The 17267-nt window shown below is 24.0% G+C and carries 14 protein-coding genes and 5 tRNA genes; 3 read left to right on the top strand and 16 right to left on the bottom strand.

The genetic code is table 4. From position 1 onward, the window contains the following. Nucleotides 1-51 precede the first annotated feature (51 nt). Entirely contained in the window at nt 52-726 is a 675-nt protein-coding gene (locus RRG59_RS00910) for a hypothetical protein (protein ID WP_322902502.1), read from the top strand. Between the two features lie 17 nt (nt 727-743). Here RRG59_RS00910 and RRG59_RS00905 read toward each other — a convergent pair whose 3' ends face one another. Beyond that, the gene (locus RRG59_RS00905; RefSeq protein ID WP_322902501.1) at nt 744-1718 is read right to left on the bottom strand and encodes a ribose-phosphate pyrophosphokinase; all 975 of its coding nucleotides are present in this window, start codon (nt 1716-1718) and stop codon (nt 744-746) included. A 42-nt stretch (nt 1719-1760) separates the two neighbouring features. Next, nucleotides 1761-2360 (bottom strand): ribonuclease HII, encoded by a 600-nt coding sequence (locus tag RRG59_RS00900; RefSeq protein WP_322900506.1) that lies wholly within the window; start codon nt 2358-2360, stop codon nt 1761-1763. Nucleotides 2361-2480: 120 nt separating this feature from the next. Here RRG59_RS00900 and RRG59_RS00895 point away from each other — a divergent pair, with 120 nt between their 5' ends. Both RRG59_RS00895 and RRG59_RS00890 read left to right on the top strand, forming a co-directional pair. Then, nucleotides 2481-2927, top strand: a complete 447-nt coding sequence (locus tag RRG59_RS00895) for a hypothetical protein (protein ID WP_322902500.1) — start codon at nt 2481-2483, stop codon at nt 2925-2927. Continuing rightward, a complete protein-coding gene (locus RRG59_RS00890) occupies nt 2927-3667 on the top strand; it encodes an MAG0110 family membrane protein (protein ID WP_322902499.1) in 741 nt (246 codons plus the stop codon). Before RRG59_RS00895 ends, RRG59_RS00890 begins: the two co-directional genes overlap by 1 nt. Before the next feature lie 38 nt (nt 3668-3705). On the opposite strand, the gene RRG59_RS00885 is transcribed toward RRG59_RS00890, so the two are convergent. From RRG59_RS00885 to RRG59_RS00820, 14 genes are all read right to left on the bottom strand, one after another. Continuing rightward, on the bottom strand, nt 3706-3993 hold the full coding sequence (locus RRG59_RS00885) for a hypothetical protein (RefSeq protein WP_322902498.1): 288 nt from the start codon (nt 3991-3993) through the stop codon (nt 3706-3708). A gap of 111 nt (nt 3994-4104) precedes the next feature. Continuing rightward, entirely contained in the window at nt 4105-5745 is a 1641-nt protein-coding gene (locus RRG59_RS00880) for an IS1634 family transposase (protein WP_322902496.1), read from the bottom strand. Nucleotides 5746-5911: 166 nt separating this feature from the next. Then, entirely contained in the window at nt 5912-9151 is a 3240-nt protein-coding gene (locus tag RRG59_RS00875; RefSeq protein ID WP_322902494.1) for a type I restriction endonuclease subunit R, read from the bottom strand. Between the two features lie 42 nt (nt 9152-9193). After that, entirely contained in the window at nt 9194-11869 is a 2676-nt protein-coding gene (locus tag RRG59_RS00870) for a type I restriction-modification system subunit M (RefSeq protein ID WP_322902493.1), read from the bottom strand. A 658-nt stretch (nt 11870-12527) separates the two neighbouring features. After that, nucleotides 12528-12612 (bottom strand) — tRNA-Leu (locus tag RRG59_RS00865). Nucleotides 12613-12646: 34 nt separating this feature from the next. Next, nucleotides 12647-12722 (bottom strand) — tRNA-Thr (locus RRG59_RS00860). Between the two features lies 1 nt (nt 12723). Then, a tRNA-Val gene (locus RRG59_RS00855) sits at nt 12724-12799 on the bottom strand. A gap of 4 nt (nt 12800-12803) precedes the next feature. Continuing rightward, nucleotides 12804-12879, bottom strand: a tRNA-Glu gene (locus tag RRG59_RS00850). A 5-nt stretch (nt 12880-12884) separates the two neighbouring features. Further along, nucleotides 12885-12959 (bottom strand) — tRNA-Asn (locus RRG59_RS00845). 77 nt (nt 12960-13036) lie between these two features. Next, on the bottom strand, nt 13037-13927 hold the full coding sequence (locus RRG59_RS00840) for a MurR/RpiR family transcriptional regulator (RefSeq protein ID WP_322902492.1): 891 nt from the start codon (nt 13925-13927) through the stop codon (nt 13037-13039). 103 nt (nt 13928-14030) lie between these two features. Continuing rightward, the gene (locus RRG59_RS00835) at nt 14031-15089 is read right to left on the bottom strand and encodes an aminopeptidase P family protein (protein ID WP_322902491.1); all 1059 of its coding nucleotides are present in this window, start codon (nt 15087-15089) and stop codon (nt 14031-14033) included. 44 nt (nt 15090-15133) lie between these two features. Further along, on the bottom strand, nt 15134-15286 hold the full coding sequence (rpmG, locus tag RRG59_RS00830) for a 50S ribosomal protein L33 (RefSeq protein ID WP_036430808.1): 153 nt from the start codon (nt 15284-15286) through the stop codon (nt 15134-15136). Nucleotides 15287-15367: 81 nt separating this feature from the next. Beyond that, complete coding sequence (locus RRG59_RS00825) at nt 15368-16195, bottom strand: deoxyribonuclease IV (RefSeq protein ID WP_322902490.1); 828 nt, start codon at nt 16193-16195, stop codon at nt 15368-15370. Then, nucleotides 16188-17249 carry a potassium channel family protein gene (locus tag RRG59_RS00820; protein ID WP_322902489.1) on the bottom strand — a complete coding sequence of 354 codons (1062 nt, stop codon included), beginning with the start codon at nt 17247-17249 and terminating at the stop codon, nt 16188-16190. The genes RRG59_RS00825 and RRG59_RS00820 overlap by 8 nt, the downstream gene beginning before the upstream one ends. Nucleotides 17250-17267 lie beyond the last annotated feature (18 nt).

The following is a 17267-nucleotide window of genomic DNA, read 5'->3' as shown; positions in this document are numbered from 1 at the left end:
TATCTTAATAATTTAAAAACACAAAATACAACTAAATCATCAAAAGATTTTATGATATCTGACTCTGATAAATATGATAAAAATAAGAAGAATATGATTTTTATTGGTAGTTCCCTTTTTAGAAATGGTGCATATAAAAATAATTCTAACATAAGAGAAACTGGAATAAAATATTTTAGAAAAATAGAAGAATTATATCCAAAAAGTGAATATAACTATCTCTTTAAACTTCACCCACATTACAAACTTGAAAACTCAATAGATTATATAAAAACACTATTAGGAAAAGAAGATATATCTGACTATATATTTCTAAATCCTTCTATTTCTTGAGAAAATATGATGTCAATTGATTATTACAACTTATTAAATAATCAAAATGAATCTGTTTTCTTTAAAAAAGAGAATAATAAAATTATTCCTGATTTTAAATTGTTTTCATTACAAGGTACCACTACTGTTTTATTTACAACTTTAGATTTTCTAGAGCATAATATAGAAGGATATGATACTTTACTTAAAAAAAAAGAAGTAGTGGACCCAAGTATAATACCTATAAATGATTATATTAATATTATTAATAGAGAAAATACAATAATCAAAGATTATTATCAAATTAATAAAGAAAATTTATACTGAATATATAAATGAAATCTTACAACTAATGACTTCTTCCCTATTCCTGAGTTCAAGAGACTTAGTGAATTAATTAATGAAAAAAAATAATCCTAATGGATTATTTTTTACATCCTTGAAATTTCTTTTTTATAGTCGATATAAATTTGTGAGATACTATCACCACCTAAAGAAGCATTTATTACTCTACCTAAGAAATCACCAAGAGAAACGATTTGTAATTTTTTAAACTTATTCAATAATTCATAATTATCAATACTATCAGTTATTATTACTTTTGAAACATCAGGATGATTTTCAAATATATCAAATCCTTTTGTAAAAATTCCGTGTGTTGCAGCTACTATAACTTTTTTAGCCCCATGTTTTTTAAGTGTTTCAACTGCTTTTAATATAGTTCCACCTGTGTCAATAATATCATCAATAATAACTGCATTTTGGCCTTCTATATTACCTAAAATACCCATAACCTCTGTTTGATTAACACCTGTTCTTCTTTTATCAATAATACAAATTTGCACAGTATCAGCAATTAGTTCTGCTAATTTACGTGCTCTTACTGTTCCTCCATGATCTGGAGATACAACTGTGAATTTTTCTCCTGTTTCTTTTAAAGCAATCGCAATAGGATATTGACCTTTTAAATCATCTACAGGTATATTAAAAAAACCTTGAATAGATGGATTATGTAAGTCAACACAAGTAATTTTTGTAATACCGGCTGTTTGTAATAAGTCTGCTACTAACTTTGCTCCTATGGGTTGCCTACCACTTGCTTTCCTGTCTTGTCTAGCATAACCATAATATGTTAAGCATACATTAATTGTTCTTGCGCTTGCTCTCTTTAAAGAATCAATAAATAATAATAGTTCTATTATATTATCATTAACTGGTTTGCTAGTACTTGCAATTATGAAAACATCTCTGTCTCTAACTGTTGGTTCTGATACTAACATTACTTCGCCATCTGCATAAACTGTTCTATTAATTTTTGATAGAGGAACATTTATTAATTTTGATACCTTTTCTGCTATTTTTTCAGCATTTTTCATTCCAAATAATACTGTTTCGTTTTTATTCATTAAAACCACCTTCCAACATAATTTTATATTTTTATTTTATTTTTAGTTATTTAATTTATCTTTTATAGGTTTATATTTTAATCTATGAAAATCCTTTAAAACTCCATATTTTTCAATAGCTTCTAAGTGTTTATTTGTTCCATAACCTTTATTATTTTTAAAATCATACTCTGGATATAATTTATGATAATCATCCATTAGTTTATCTCTATATACTTTTGCTAAGATAGATGCAGCAGCAATACTTTGTGAAACACTATCTCCTTTAGTTAAGTTAATTTGTTTATATGGTATATTAATTTTTTCATAATCAGTTAATACAATGTCTGGTTTATTATTTAAACTTATGATACATTGTTCCATTCCTTGAATAGACATTTCTTTTGGATTATAATTATTAATTTCTTTTACGTCTTTTGTTATTATTTTGTATTCTAAGCAATTTTTAATTATTTCGTCATATAATTTTTCTCTTTTAGTTTTTGATAACTTTTTAGAGTCTTTAATTTCTGGATTTATATAATTTGGTTGTAATATAACACAAGCAACTACCAAAGGACCAGCTAAACAACCTCTACCTACTTCATCTGTACCTGCTATATTTTTATAGTTTTTTAAAAATTTTAATTCATAATCTAACATAACATAATTTTACATTGATTAAAGTTGTCTTATAAATTACTTTGTTATAATTTTTAAAAGGAAAATATGTCTGTTAAAATATATAGTAAATGCAATATATGTTTAGGAAATTGGATGTATATGTTTGGTTTTGATAAATCTTTAGAAATTTATAGTTTATTTTTAGAAGATTTTAAAAAGTTTCAAAAAAATTTATTAGATAAAAATGAATTCGATGAATTTTATAAAGATAAAAAAAATCAAGAAAATACGGAAGAAATTCTTAATTTAAATTATATGAATATTATGGAGTTTTTTACTCAACAAGAAAAAGAATTATTAAAAAACAAAATATTAATTGATTATAAAATAGAATATACATCAGTATTTAAATTAAATGATATAGCAGATTATAGAGAGGTTTTTGTAGTTCCTACAATACAATTTAAATTTTTAAATGGTGAATTTTATCAAAGACAATATGATTATGATATAAAGTTTGTTGAATATGATGTTCAAAACAATTTATTAACTTGTCCATATGATTTAAAATTAAGTAGTCAAATTATTAATAAGGAGGATTTATAATGAATGAACAATACAATTTAGATTTTAAATTTCACACAAATTCTAGTGTAAAAAGAAAAGTTTGAGGTATTTCTTTTAGTGTTATGAGTATTATGTTTATAGGTGTAATTTTGTTAAGCACCCTGTGTTCATGACTGTTATATACAGCAGATATTTCTTTACAACATAAAATATATACTTCATTTATATTATTAATTGTTGGGGTAATAGGTTTATTATTAGTAAATTGAATCTCAGTAATTTTTACAAGAAATATTCAAAAAAAAGTTTTATTTTCTGCTCCTTTTGAATTTATTTTTTGAATCAGTATATTGACTGGTTTGCTATCTTATTTAAGATTTAGTAATGAAAACATTAATGTAGAAAATATCTTATTAGTTTCATTAATACCAATAGGAATCTTATTTCTTAGCGGTCTAATCGGTTATTTTGATTTAATCAAACAAAAAGTATTAATTATTTTAGGTTCCTTGTTATCTTTTGGATTGCTAATAATGTTTATAATTTCGTTTTTTGTTTTAAATATTCAACCATTATATTCAATTATCTCAATTCTCTTGATATCAATCTTTGTAGCAATAGAAATTTATACAGCAAAAAAAGAGTTAGAATCAATGAATTCTTTAGATATCAAAGAAATTAATTTATTTGGTTTATATTTAGGTGTTAGATTGTTTAGTAGTTCTATAGCGTTGTTTTACCACATCTTATTATTATTTTTTGGACGTAATAGAAAATAGTGACAAAATTAAAATAATGTAATAAAAGAAACAACATATTAATTTCTGTTGTTTCTTTTATTTTCTATCCATTCTTTAATAAAATCATTTACATCTGAATGTCTTGCTGGTTTTATTTTTGGATAACCCCTTACTTCAGTAACATATTCCTTAGATGAATCATTGAAAGAGAATTTTGTTAAGTGTTCAAATCTACCATTTGCATTTATATCCTCATATGAATTAATAATATTTTTTAAATCATCTTTATTTATATTGAATATTTCACAGAAATCTTCTATTTCTTTTTCTTCTGTTTGTTCTTTTTTGATATAAATACAATCCATTAATTTAAAATCTTTTAAATTTTTATAGTTTCCCTGAGTTTCCCAGTTAAAGAAAAAAAACGTTTTCGCCCTTAAATATAGGGAAAAAAGTTTATTTTTTTACTTGCGATTTTAAGAATTTATTATGTAATTTAAGAACTCATTAAAGAATTTTCAACTAATAGTTGAATCGGTATCTATATTTTTTCATACATTTAATGTTGTTTGACTGTAATTATCAATTAAAGCTGTTTTGTTTAAATTTTTAATTAAATTAATAAGAATTGTATCTGTTAACTTATCTATTACTCCTCATTTTTTATAAAAATCATTAACTAATTTTTTAATCATTTTAAATACAAACAATGTTACAAAACAAAGTAGAATATGACCTTCAATATGTTCGTCTGTATAAACATACATAGGTCTTATTGCAAAATTATTTTTTAATGTTCTAAAGTTTTCTTCAATTCTTCATTGTTCTGAATACATTGAAATAATTTCATTTGGATGAATATTTATTAATGAAGTCTCATAAACATAAATACCATCAAATTGCTTATCATATTCAATTTTCTCTACATCTAATACATATTTTGATTTATTAATTTGTTTGAAGTATTTTGCTTTCTTGCTTCCTATCATTGCTTTTTCATTGACATAACCATCTGCATTTTGATGTTTTTTAAAATTATTTATCTCGATGTTTCTATTATAAGCATCTACTTTTGCTCTTAATTTACTAATAGAAATAACTTGCTTTCTTTCATAAAGTTTAGAATCATCTTTGTTGTGTTGTATTAACATTTGTCTTTCTTTATATTTATAATCATCATTCAAAATAACGTAATCTGTTTCATTGAGTAAATATTCTTTATATTTTTTAGATGCTACTTTTGCTCTATAAGAAATTAAAAAATCTATTTGATTTCTTTCTAGAAATTTAATATTTTCTGCTGAACTCATTCCTCTATCTGCAACAACAATTATTTTTTTGTCAGGAAATAAAAGTTTAAACTCATTAAAAAAAGGAATAAGTGTTTTAACATCTGCAGTATTTCCTGGAAATACTTTATAAAATATTGGAATACCATTTATGTCGCATGCCATACCCATAACAATTTGGTCCTCTTTGAATTTTCCATCTTTGGAATAACCTGGTATTCTTAAACCCTCTCTTTGAAAACTTTCAAAATAAATTGTTGTTGAATCAAAGAAAACTTCTTCCTTTTTAGATTTATTACTTCTGATTTCATTCATATTCTTAATAATTTCATTTTTATTTTTTAATAATACTTCTAGTGATCTATAAAAACTGTTTTTAGAATAGTTTAAGTCTATTTCTGTTTTTTCTTTATTTAAATATGAATTTAGGATACTACCAGGATTTACTATTCTATTAGTGATTTGATATTTCAAAATGTCAATCATTCCTTTTGTTTTTCCAAAAGAAAAATTTTTAAATAAATTATTTTTATCTATAAATTTATTTATGATTTCTCCGCCACAAAATATATTTTTAGTCCCTGTTTCTCCATATTTTAAAGCATCGAAAATTTCTGTTTTTAAATAAGTTACATTAACTCTTTCATCATATTTGGTTATTATTCTTTTTATTATTTTTTCATAGTCCGGATTTATTTCTTTCAAATATAAACTATTTCCCAAACCTAAAATTTTTACATTTTTTCTATAAGAACCCGAATTATCAAAATATCCAATATTTTTATAAACTGTATTTTTACCTGATGTATTGTAAAGCATAAGTTTCATAATTTAATTATATCATAATAACAAGTAATAACAAGTATAAAAACTAAAAAGTTTATATAACATAGTTATATAAAAATCTCTAAAAACTAACTATTTTTAGAGATTCTGGGAAACTCAGGAGAAAATAGTGACAAAATTAAAATAATGTAATAAAAGAAACAACATATTAATTTCTGTTGTTTCTTTTATTTTCTATCCATTCTTTAATAAAATCATTTACATCTGAATGTCTTGCTGGTTTTATTTTTGGATAACCCCTTACTTCAGTAACATATTCCTTAGATGAATCATTGAAAGAGAATTTTGTTAAGTGTTCAAATCTACCATTTGCATTTATATCCTCATATGAATTAATAATATTTTTTAAATCATCTTTATTTATATTGAATATTTCACAGAAATCTTCTATTTCTTTTTCTTCTGTTTGTTCTTTTTTGATATAAATACAATCCATTAATTTAAAATCTTTTAAATTTTTATAGTTTCCTTCTTTAAATGGTTTAATACACTCTTCACCATATTTTTTTAAATCTGAAGGAAGTTCATTTAATTTGTCATCTAATTTTTCAAGTTCTTCTTTAATGTTTATACTATTTTTTCTTTTATCAATTATTTTTTGTAATAAGTCATTAATATATGAATTATCCACATTAAAAGTATTATATTCTGAAAATACTTCATCATAATCAAATGCAATTTTGATTTCATCAATAGAATCAGTACCTTTAGTTCCTGGTTTTTTTATTATTCATCTAGGGATATCTTTAACTCTTGCTTTTATTTTTAAAAAATCGTCTTCATTTAATTCTAATTCTTTTGAATTTTCTCAAGTAAATCCAAGAATTTTTGCTGAGTTAATATCATTATGAATCTCTAAAAATGCATAGACTAATTTTTTAAATTTGTCACGTTCTTTTTCCTCGATGTGATTTTCATTTATAATTGGAATACTTTCAAATTTTTCAAAACCTCAATCTTTAAATACTTCTTTTATTTTTTCAAAATTTTTATTTATCTTATTGATATACTCATTTATGTCTTTTGAACGAACTTCTTCAAATGAAGCATAAGCATAAATTTTAAGTGCTTCATCTAAGTTTTTTTTCATTGTGTTAGGTTTTCTATAAAAATAAACCGAACCAAAAGGTTTGTTATTATCTAAAACTCTATTAGTTCTTGAGATAGCTTGAATTAAATGTTCATATTCCATTATTTTATCAAAGTATATTGTATTTATGTATTTGGAGTCAAAACCTGTCAACATTTGATCTACAACTATCAATAAATCAAGTTTTTGTGTTGGTTCTATATTTATAAAACTTCCTTTATGAGCTAATCTGTTGGCAACATCTGTTTTAAACTCTTTATAAGATTCAAAATTATAATTTGTTCCAAAATCTGCATTATATTTTTGAAGAATATCTACTAATGCATCTTTTTTATAGTCGACATCTTCTTTTGTCATATCAATCGAAGGATCAAAAAGAACAGTGTGCTTTATGTTACTTCTATTTTTCTCTATTACTTGTTTAAAATAATTAAAATATTTAATTGCATCTTTTATTGAGTTAACGGCTAATATCCCACTAAAGAAATTACCATGACTACGATATTTTCAATGTTTAACTATTTCATCTGTTATTGCCGCTTTAAGCATACGCTGTTCTCAAAAATTAATTAGTTCTGTATCTTCTATTTCAATATTTTTGTTGACGTTATCTTGATTAGAATTAGTTAAATTATTTAATTTTTTATAGATATCCAATTGAGATTCTTCACTTTTATTTGAAGAAGTTTTTTCAACCTCTTTTTCTAGTTCTTTAATAGTTCATTCTTTATTTTTTAATTGGTTTCCAACACCCAATTTTAAAAATAATTCAATCAAAATAGGAAAATATATTGTATGAACATTAAATGGAAGAACTTTTTTATCATATATACCATTTTTAATTGTGTATTTATGCAGTTCGGGTCCAAAGTTATCAATAGTACTTAAACCATTTTTGTTATTTTCTACTTTTATAGGTGTTCCTGTAAAACCAAATAGAATAGACTTTGGAAAAGAATTAATAATATTATCATACATCGAACCAAAAGTACTTCGATGACATTCATCAAAGATAAAAACAACTCTTTTATCTTTTAGTTTTTCAAGAGTTTTTTGATCAAAATTCTCTGGATTTATATTATTCTGTTTTTGAATTGAACTAATAATTAAAGCATTTCTATTACTATTTTTTAATATAGTTTTAACTAATTCTTTTGTACTTTTAACCTTTAGTACATTTAAAGAATTTTGATCTCCAAATGATCCAAATTCTCTAAATGTTTGTGTACCTAACTCTGTTCGATCAACAACAAAAATAACTAAATCTGCGTATTTATAATCTAATAACAAATGCCCTAATTTGAAACTAGTTAATGTTTTACCAGAGCCTGTTGTATGTCAAACGTGTCCACCCTTAATACCTTTAATATTTTTACCTTCAATTTCTTGTTCTCAAATCTTAGAACCTAAATTCTTAAACTTTTTTTCGATGATATTAATAGCATGAAATTGATGCCCTCTAAGAATTTTTAATTCATTATCTTGTGAATCTGGTATGCTAAAATCAGAAATTAATCTATGAGCCATAGGAATACATAAAAAATTCTCTACAACTTTTTGTGAATGAGTAATTTCTATATTATCAAAATTTGTTCAACTATAAAATGAATTATGATTTAAGTTTTTAATATTGGTTATATTTGGAGTATACACCATTTTATTAGGTTGCATAGCAACTAAAATTTGTACTAATGAAAAAATACCAGTATAACTTTTATCTGAAGCATAATTTTTTATTTGTGTTGTTGCTGCACCTATGCTTTCATTATCTTTTTTTAACTCAATGTGAATAACCGGTATTCCATTAATTAATAACATTAAGTCCGCTCTTTTTGAATGTCTCTTTCCTGGGAATTGAACTTGTCTAGCAACTTGATAAACACTCTTTCCAGCACTTATATCCTTCCTTCCGAAAATATACAAGAAAACTTCTTTGCCATACTTTTCAATATGTTTTGGATTATCTCTTTTAATAGTTATATATTCACCGTTTAAGCATTTATTTGCTTGAACAAAAGAACCTAATTGATTGAATTTCTGAATTATTTGTCCCATTTCAGTATCTGTTAATTCAATATTATTTAACTTCTCTTTATTATTTATAAAAATTATATTTTTTAAGTTTTCATTAAGTTCTTTTTCTGATACATTATACAATACAACTTTGTTTTGTTTATTAAAGTCTTCAATATTTTCTTTATTTGAAAAACTCTTTTGAGAAAATCCTGTTCATCCATTTTTTATCAATGAATTAACTAGTTCTTTTTCAAATTGAGATTCTTTTTTAAATTCTGGCATATAACCCCTTTTAAATTTTTGTTTTATTTAAAAGTAACAAATTTATTTATTTGCTTTAAAGATATTAATTAATTCGTTTATTGCTAATACATCTGTTTCATCACCTGTCAATTCTGAAAACATATTAGATAATTCATTTTGACTATTAGAAATATTTTGATTAATATCAAATAATGTTTCATTATATTTTTCTTGTAAATGTTCTAGTTTAGAAATGTAATCCTCAATTATGTTTATTCCTAACTCATTTGCTTGATTTTTAAAACCAGAAGTTCATTTATTGATTAATAAGTCAATAAATTCTAATTCGTTTAAAGATAAATATTTTTCATAAGAATTTTGATTCAATTCTTTTTCTTTATTTTTAACTGATTTGTTGTATTCTGATATTTTTTTGTATAAATCAAATGCTTGAATTAATTTGCTCTCTAATGAATCGATTGGATATGTATTATTTTGTTTTAATATATTTTTGACTTGTTTTTCTAATTCTTTTTTATCAAATTCATTTTCTTTAAACAATGATTCATTTGATTTATCTTCGTCTTCGATTGATTCAAATATTTCTTTTATTTCATTTTGTGTTGATTCGATTTGTTCTTTAATTGAAGAAATTTCATCAAATGAATCACTTAAGAATTTATTTCCTAATAATTCATATGAAAAAATTGACGAGTTTCATGTAATGACTTGCTTAGTTTTTTTGTCAAACTGTACATTTAATTGTTCTAATAGTAATTCTTTTAATGTTTCAGGTTTTGAAATATCTGGATACTTTTGGATTAATTTAACATCTTCATTAAATTCGTTAATATGATTCATTCATAATTGATAAATACCATATGAATCAACTAGTTTAAGACCTTTAACTAAGTTAAAGATAAATTCTGTAATTTCATCTTCAAAATCATGTTCTGAAATATTTTGAACATCAGAAAGATTTTTAAACTTTGTTTTGAAAAGTTCTTCTAGTGATCGTCCAATACTTCTAAACTTATCTAAAAATAAGTTAATTTCTTGATTCTCTAAAACGGTGTTTCTAATTTTATTATCATCGTTTTTTATCATCTTATTATAGTCGTTCAAACCACTATTAAAAAGTTTGCTTTTAAGTCCTGGAAATTGTTCTCAAAATTCCTTAAGTTTTTTTAATTCATTTTGTGAAACTCCACCAAACATTAATGAATATAAATCAAATTCTTCTGACTTATTAAAATTATCTATATATCTTGAAATATTAAGGTTATAATCATTTTTCTGGATTTCTTTAAAACTTATAACTTTTGAGAAATTTTCAACTTCCTTTTTATTGTTAACAACATCCACAATTTTCTTAATATGTGAAGGAAGTAATTTGTTATTTTTGTCTTCTTTAACAAATAACTTAGAAGCATCTACAAATTGAATATCTCTACCTTCTTTTTGTTTTTTTAGAACCATAATAATTGTAGCTATACCGGTTCCATAAAAAATGTTAGAAGGAAGTCCTATAATTGTATCTATTTGTCCTTTTTCGATTAATTTTTGACGAATGTCTTTTTCAGAACCACCTCTAAATAATACTCCATGAGGTAAAACTATTGTCATTATTCCATCAGGTTTTAAGTGATATAAATCATGTAAAAGAAAGGCTAAATCTGCTTTTGATTTAGGTGCTATACCATATTCTGTAAATCTAGCATCATGTTCTTTGTTAGTAGGATCTCAAATTAATGAATATGGAGGATTAGATACAACAGCATCTACAGATCGGAAAATATACTGGTTATCATCATTATTTTTAAAGAAAGGTCAATCTTTTTCTAATGTGTCTCCACACCTAACATTTATATCAACCGGATTAATGTTATTCATTACTAAATTCATACGAGTTAGGTTATATGTAGATTGAATTTTCTCTTGAGCATAATAAGTAATTGAATTTTCTCTTTTATTATATTTCTTAAAAGATTCACCCATAGTTAATAAAAGCGAACCAGAACCTGATGTTGGGTCATAAACACTAATGGTTTCTCTATCTTTTAGGTGATGAGCAACAACTTGAGACATTAAAACAGAAACCTCATGAGGTGTGTAAAATTCTCCTCCTTTTTTTCCAGCTGAAGAAGCGAATTTACTTATTAAATATTCATAAATGAAACCTAAAACATCATAATTTTGCTTGTTTGTAGGAATGTCATCTATTGTATCCATTAATTCACTTAATAATTTAGTTTGTTCTGTAATTGAACTACCTAAACTTGATAAGCCAGATTCAAATATTTGGAAAATTCCTTCAAATAAGTCTCTTGTTTTTTCTGCAATATTTCTATTAAATTCTGTAATAGCATCATTTAATAGTTTTGAACTAAAATTATTTTCTTTCTTTCAATCTTTATTTTTTCAAGTTTGATATAAGAAATTATATGGAATAAAGTACCCACAATCTTCTTTAATATTTTCTATATGATTGTAAACATCATCTTTACCTCTAAGACTTACTGTTTTATCAAAATCAATCTTATTGAGATTAATGCTAGAATCGAAATATTTAAAATCTTCAATATCTATTTCTCTTTTAATCATATAATCTATTTGTTTTTGAGACAAGAATTTATATAAAATTAAACCTAAAATATAATTCTTATATTCATTTGCTTCTAGATTTCCTCTTAATTTGTTTGCTGATTCCCAAATCATTGAAGCTAGTTTTTGTTTTGGCATTTTACTATTATCCATTAATTACTCCTGTGAAAAATAGAAAAAACTTCTTAAAGTTAAACATAATAAAAAATTATTTTGTCTAAATTAAAGTCAGTCTTTTTTATTTATTATTTATTATTTATTATTTATTTTAAAATCTTATTATTTTTTAAATTATATCAATTAATAAAATTTTATTTTTTATAATTCATAAAATTAAGTTTATTAAAATTAAAAATACTTTATTTTGAAATTGAAAAAAATAAAATTAAAAAAATCGAAAACTAATATTGTTTTCCACTCTTTGATTCTGAATTAATTTATAATCTTATAAATTTTTATATTTTTGATGTAGCATTCCTTTGTTTTGCTATTTTATAAAAAAGTAAATTATTTAATCTCTGTTATAATTTAATCAAGAAAATAATAGATTGATGACAAATTTATAATAAAAATTTATTTTATATAATTAATATTTTAATCATTAGGTTTATATAAGAATATTAAATCGTGTTATAAAACACAGAATTGTAAAGCTGGACAAAAAAGTTAACATTATAATGTTAATTTTTTTGTCCAGCTTTAAAAGAACGAATATTTTTTAAATCAACTTTTTTATAAATCTCCTGAAAACACATACAATAGATATTTTGATAAAAAAATAATATTGATTTGACAATATTATTTTTTGTTATGGTGCGCGAAGAGGGACTTGAACCCTCATGCTGTAAAGCACTAGAGCCTAAATCTAGCGTGTCTGCCAATTTCACCATCCGCGCAAAATTGATTATTGAATAAAAAAAGCACTCGCTATGGTGCCGTCTATAGGACTCGAACCTACGACCTACTGATTACAAGTCAGTTGCTCTACCAACTGAGCTAAGACGGCATGGTGGAAGATAAGGGACTCGAACCCATGACATTTGCCTTGTAAGGGCAACGCTCTCCCGGCTGAGCTAATCTTCCAAAATGGCAGTCTGTACGGGGATCGAACCCGTGCATGCATGGATGAAAACCATGTGTGTTAACCGCTTCACCAACAGACCATAAATGGCGCCGATTATTGGGATTGAACCAACGACCAACTGGTTAACAGCCAGCTGCTCTACCGCTGAGCTAAATCGGCACTTTCTAGCGATTGCTTTATTATTATAGCACTATTTTTAAAAACTATTAAAAAAATATAAATTATTTTTTTAATATTTATTTTTTATTTGTTTCGCTATTTACATTTGGTAATAATGAATTTCAATTATTAATATAATCATTAATACTTGAAAAAATCTTTCTGTTCTTATCTATCTTTTTTGATAAATATGAAAATATTACATCACTTAAAAAGAAAGTAGAAATTTTTGAACCTAAAGAACTTATACGATATGTTTGATTAATACTATCTATATATAAAACGTTTGATGCTTTTTTTAAACTTAATTCTGTGTTTCTTGTTCATACAGAATAAGGTAAATCATTTTCATTCAAATACTTAAGAATATTTTTTATTTCCAATGTATTCATACTTCTTGAAATTAAAGTAACGTGAACTTTTTTTAATTGTAATAAACCACCAAAACTAAAAAATGTATGAATATCATCTGCAAAAATAACATTAAACCCTATTTTTCTTAAACTAGTAGAAAAGTATTTTGCTACTATTCCTGATTCTCCTATCCCAAATACAAGTTGAATTTTAAAATCTAGAAGAGTTTTTATGTATTTTTCTACGTTATGAGTTTCTAAATTTTTTTGTGCTGTTTTTTCTATTGCAAACAAATAATGATTCATTATGTTTTTAAATGTTTCTTCAACTGTGTTAAATTGATTTTCTTTTTCTAATATTCTATCTTTTAAATATTGAGTTTTTCTAGCTACATATAATTTTAATTCTTGTAAATTTTTAAAACCTAAGAACCTTGAGTTTCTAGATAAAGCAGATTGAGAAACTTTTAAAGTCTCAGAAATTTGCAATGTATTTGATTGTAAAAATTTATCTGTTTTATTTTCAATATAATCAATTAAGTTATTTAAAACTTTTCTTTTTTTCTTTATTTTTAACTGATTTAAAAAAGATTCATCAAAAATTTCGAATTTCATATCAAAATTATATAGTAATTTATTTATATATTTTGTTCATAAAAAATTATTAAAAAAAGACTTTCAATAATTAAATAGATGTTTATTGAAAGTTCTTTTTTAATTAAAATGGTTTTTCGTTAGTTTCTTCCGGCCTAGAAAAGACATAATAACTTGTTTCTGTAACTAAAACGTCATCTTCTATTCTAGCACCACCTAAACCAGGAATATAAATACCTGGTTCAACTGTTATTATCATTCCTGGTTCTAAAATATAATCTGAACGCGAAGATACGTTAGGTAATTCATGAACATCAATACCTAACCCGTGTCCCGTTGAATGAACAAAATATTGACCATAACCTTTTTGAGTTATATATTCTCTACATACATTATCTATTTCTGATACTTTAATTCCTGGTTTAACATGTTTTCTACCTAATGCTGCTGCTTCTTGAACTATTTTTAAAATTTCTTTTTCTTTTTCAGTGGCTAGTTCTTCATCACCAAAAATAAATGTTCTAGTAATGTCTGCTGTATAACCTTTATATTGTGCACCAAAATCTATTTTTAATAAAGAGTTGTTTTTTATTTGTTTATCAGTTGGATGATGGTGTGGTTCAGCAGAAGATTCTGCCGTTGCAATTATTTCATCAAAACCTTCTTTTTCTGCACCTTTTAGTTTCATTAAATAATTTAATTTTGCAGCTACTTCTTTTTCTGTCATACCTGGTTTGATAAATGATTTTAATTCTTGTAATGCTCCCAAAGAAATATCAACTGCTTTTTGAATTAGTTTTAATTCTTCTTTATCTTTTAGTATTCTTAATTCCTGAGCACTAACTCATTCTATTGATTCTGGTTGAACTAAAGAGACTATTCTATCTTGAATATTTTTAACTAAATATTCTTTTTCTAATGCAATTTTTTTAAAATTTTTATTCTTAAATCATTGAGACATTGCATTACCTTGAATTAAAACTATTTCAACATTTTTTGCATATTTTTGTGCATATTCAATATATCTACCATCAACAAATAATGTTGCTTGATTTTTTTCAATAACTATAAATCCATCAGTAGTTTGTATACCTGTATATCATAATCTAGTTTGTGGTGCTTCCGAAATCAAAGCATCAACACCAGTTTTTGTAAACATTTCATCTAATTTTTTTCTATTCATATTTTTCCTTTATTAATAAAAAATCACAACATGTGTGATTAATATTATTTCTTTTCTTTGTGTGAAGTATGAGCATTACATTTTGAACAATATTTATTTAACTCTACTTTTTCAGGATGAGTTTTCTTATTTTTCTTAGAAATGTAATTTTCCATTTTGCAATCTGTACATGCTAATGTGTAACCTTCTCTTGCCATGTTGCTCCTTTAATATTATTTTATATAAATATTCTTAATAAAATTATAAGTTAAAAGGGTTTTTTTTAAAATAAAAAATGATTATTTTTTTAACAATAATTCTATTTCTTCTTTATAAATTGGTCCAGTTTCTTTTCATGGAGTTTCTAAAATAATTGGGATATTATCAAAGTCTTTATCATGAACGAATTTTTTTAGCGTTTCTGTTCCAATTGTACCTTCACCAATATTTGCATGTCTGTCTCTATGAGAGAAAATTTCATTTTTTGAATCGTTTAAGTGAATAACTTTAACATTTTCTAATAAATTTCACCTTTTTAATTCTTTTTTAAATTCTTCATAGTTTTGTATATCATAACCCGAATCTCATAAGTGGCATGTATCTAAACAAACTTGAACTCTATCAGATTTAACTGAATCTAAGATATATCGAATTTGTTCAAAATTAACTCCTATTTCTGTTCCTTTGCCACTCATTGTTTCTATACAAATAACTACGTCATTTGTGTTTTCTAAAATATATTTTAATGAATCAATTAATTGGTCTAAAGCTTCTTGAACACTAAATTCAGTATGTGCTCCAGGATGTAAAACTAAGTATTTTAATCCTAAATAATTCATTCTTTTTATTTCTTGGATTAAAAAATCGTTTGAGAAAGAATATTTTGTTAAACTAGCAGGATTAATGATGTATGGTGCATGAACTATAATATCTTCTTGTTTTATTTTATCTGAGTAATCCTTTAAATATTCATCTAATTTATATTTTTGGACATCTACTCTTTTTGTAGTTTGTGGAGCACCTAAATAAATCATCATTGTATTTGCCTTATTATCTAAAGATTCTTTTACTGCTCCAGGTAAATAATGTGGTGCTTTAAAAGAAATATGAGACCCCAATTTAATCACTTTTATTTTCTCCTTTATGTTTATATTTATTTTTGATATGTTCTTGTGTTTCGTTTAAAAATGCGCCAGCAATAACCCCTGATGGAATTGCTATAATAGCTAAAGCTATTAATGCGTTTAATGAAACTATTATTTTAGTTAATGATGAATGAGGTAAATAATCACCATAACCAATGGTAGTTAGTGTTATTGTAGAAAAGTATAATGCATCAATAAAAGATACAACGTATCCGTTAGATAAATCTTTATATTCTTGTAATATCTCATTAAATCTACTTAAGTTTGGTTCAAGAATTTCTTTATTGCTATTAAAAAATATTTCTTGTTCATTGTCAAATAAACCTAAGTAAGTTAAATAAATTTTTCAATGAGATTGATTAATATTTTTATCTGATAATCATTGTAACTGAGTTTCTTCTAAATGAACACCTTCTGTATTTCATATTAATATAGAAAATACTAAAATTAACAAAAATGCTATTAATAAAACATAAGTTAGTATTTTCTTTTGTTTTGAAAAAGCATTAACTATAATTGCAAATGGTGCAAAATAAGTTAAAACAATAAACAATCTTAAAAATCTAGATAAGTTTAAGATTTTAAATAAATTAACTGTTTTCAATGTCTCATTATCTATATATGCTATATATTCTATAACATGAAGTGATGTTAATATGCATAATAAAATAAGAATTCCTTTAAATGAAAAAATATATTTTAGTGTGCTTTTTCAGATTCTAGTTTTTTTGTCTAATTTCTTATATTTTCTATATGTAATAAAGTGTGTAACATAATCAAATAAAAAGAAGAAAAAGGTAAATATTTGTAAAACAATTACCATTGTTCCTCATTCCTCTTGAATAGATTTTGGTGGTGTAAGTAATGAAAAAACAGAAATCAAGGAAGTCAGAATAACTAAAATTACATAAACTAATCTTAATAAATTCAGTTTTCTTAATTTTAACTTAATTTGACTATCAAATTCTCTTGTAGATCAAACAATACTTGTTAATAATATATGAAAACTATCATATTTTTTTTTAATTTTTTGCATTTTTCTCCTAATTTAATA

Origin of the sequence: Mycoplasmopsis felis (genome assembly GCF_034647055.2) — a bacterium.
Classification (GTDB): domain Bacteria; phylum Bacillota_I; class Bacilli_A; order Mycoplasmatales; family Metamycoplasmataceae; genus Mycoplasmopsis; species Mycoplasmopsis felis.
Note: the sequence above shows the minus strand (reverse complement) of the source record. Positions and strands in the feature narration are given on the sequence as shown.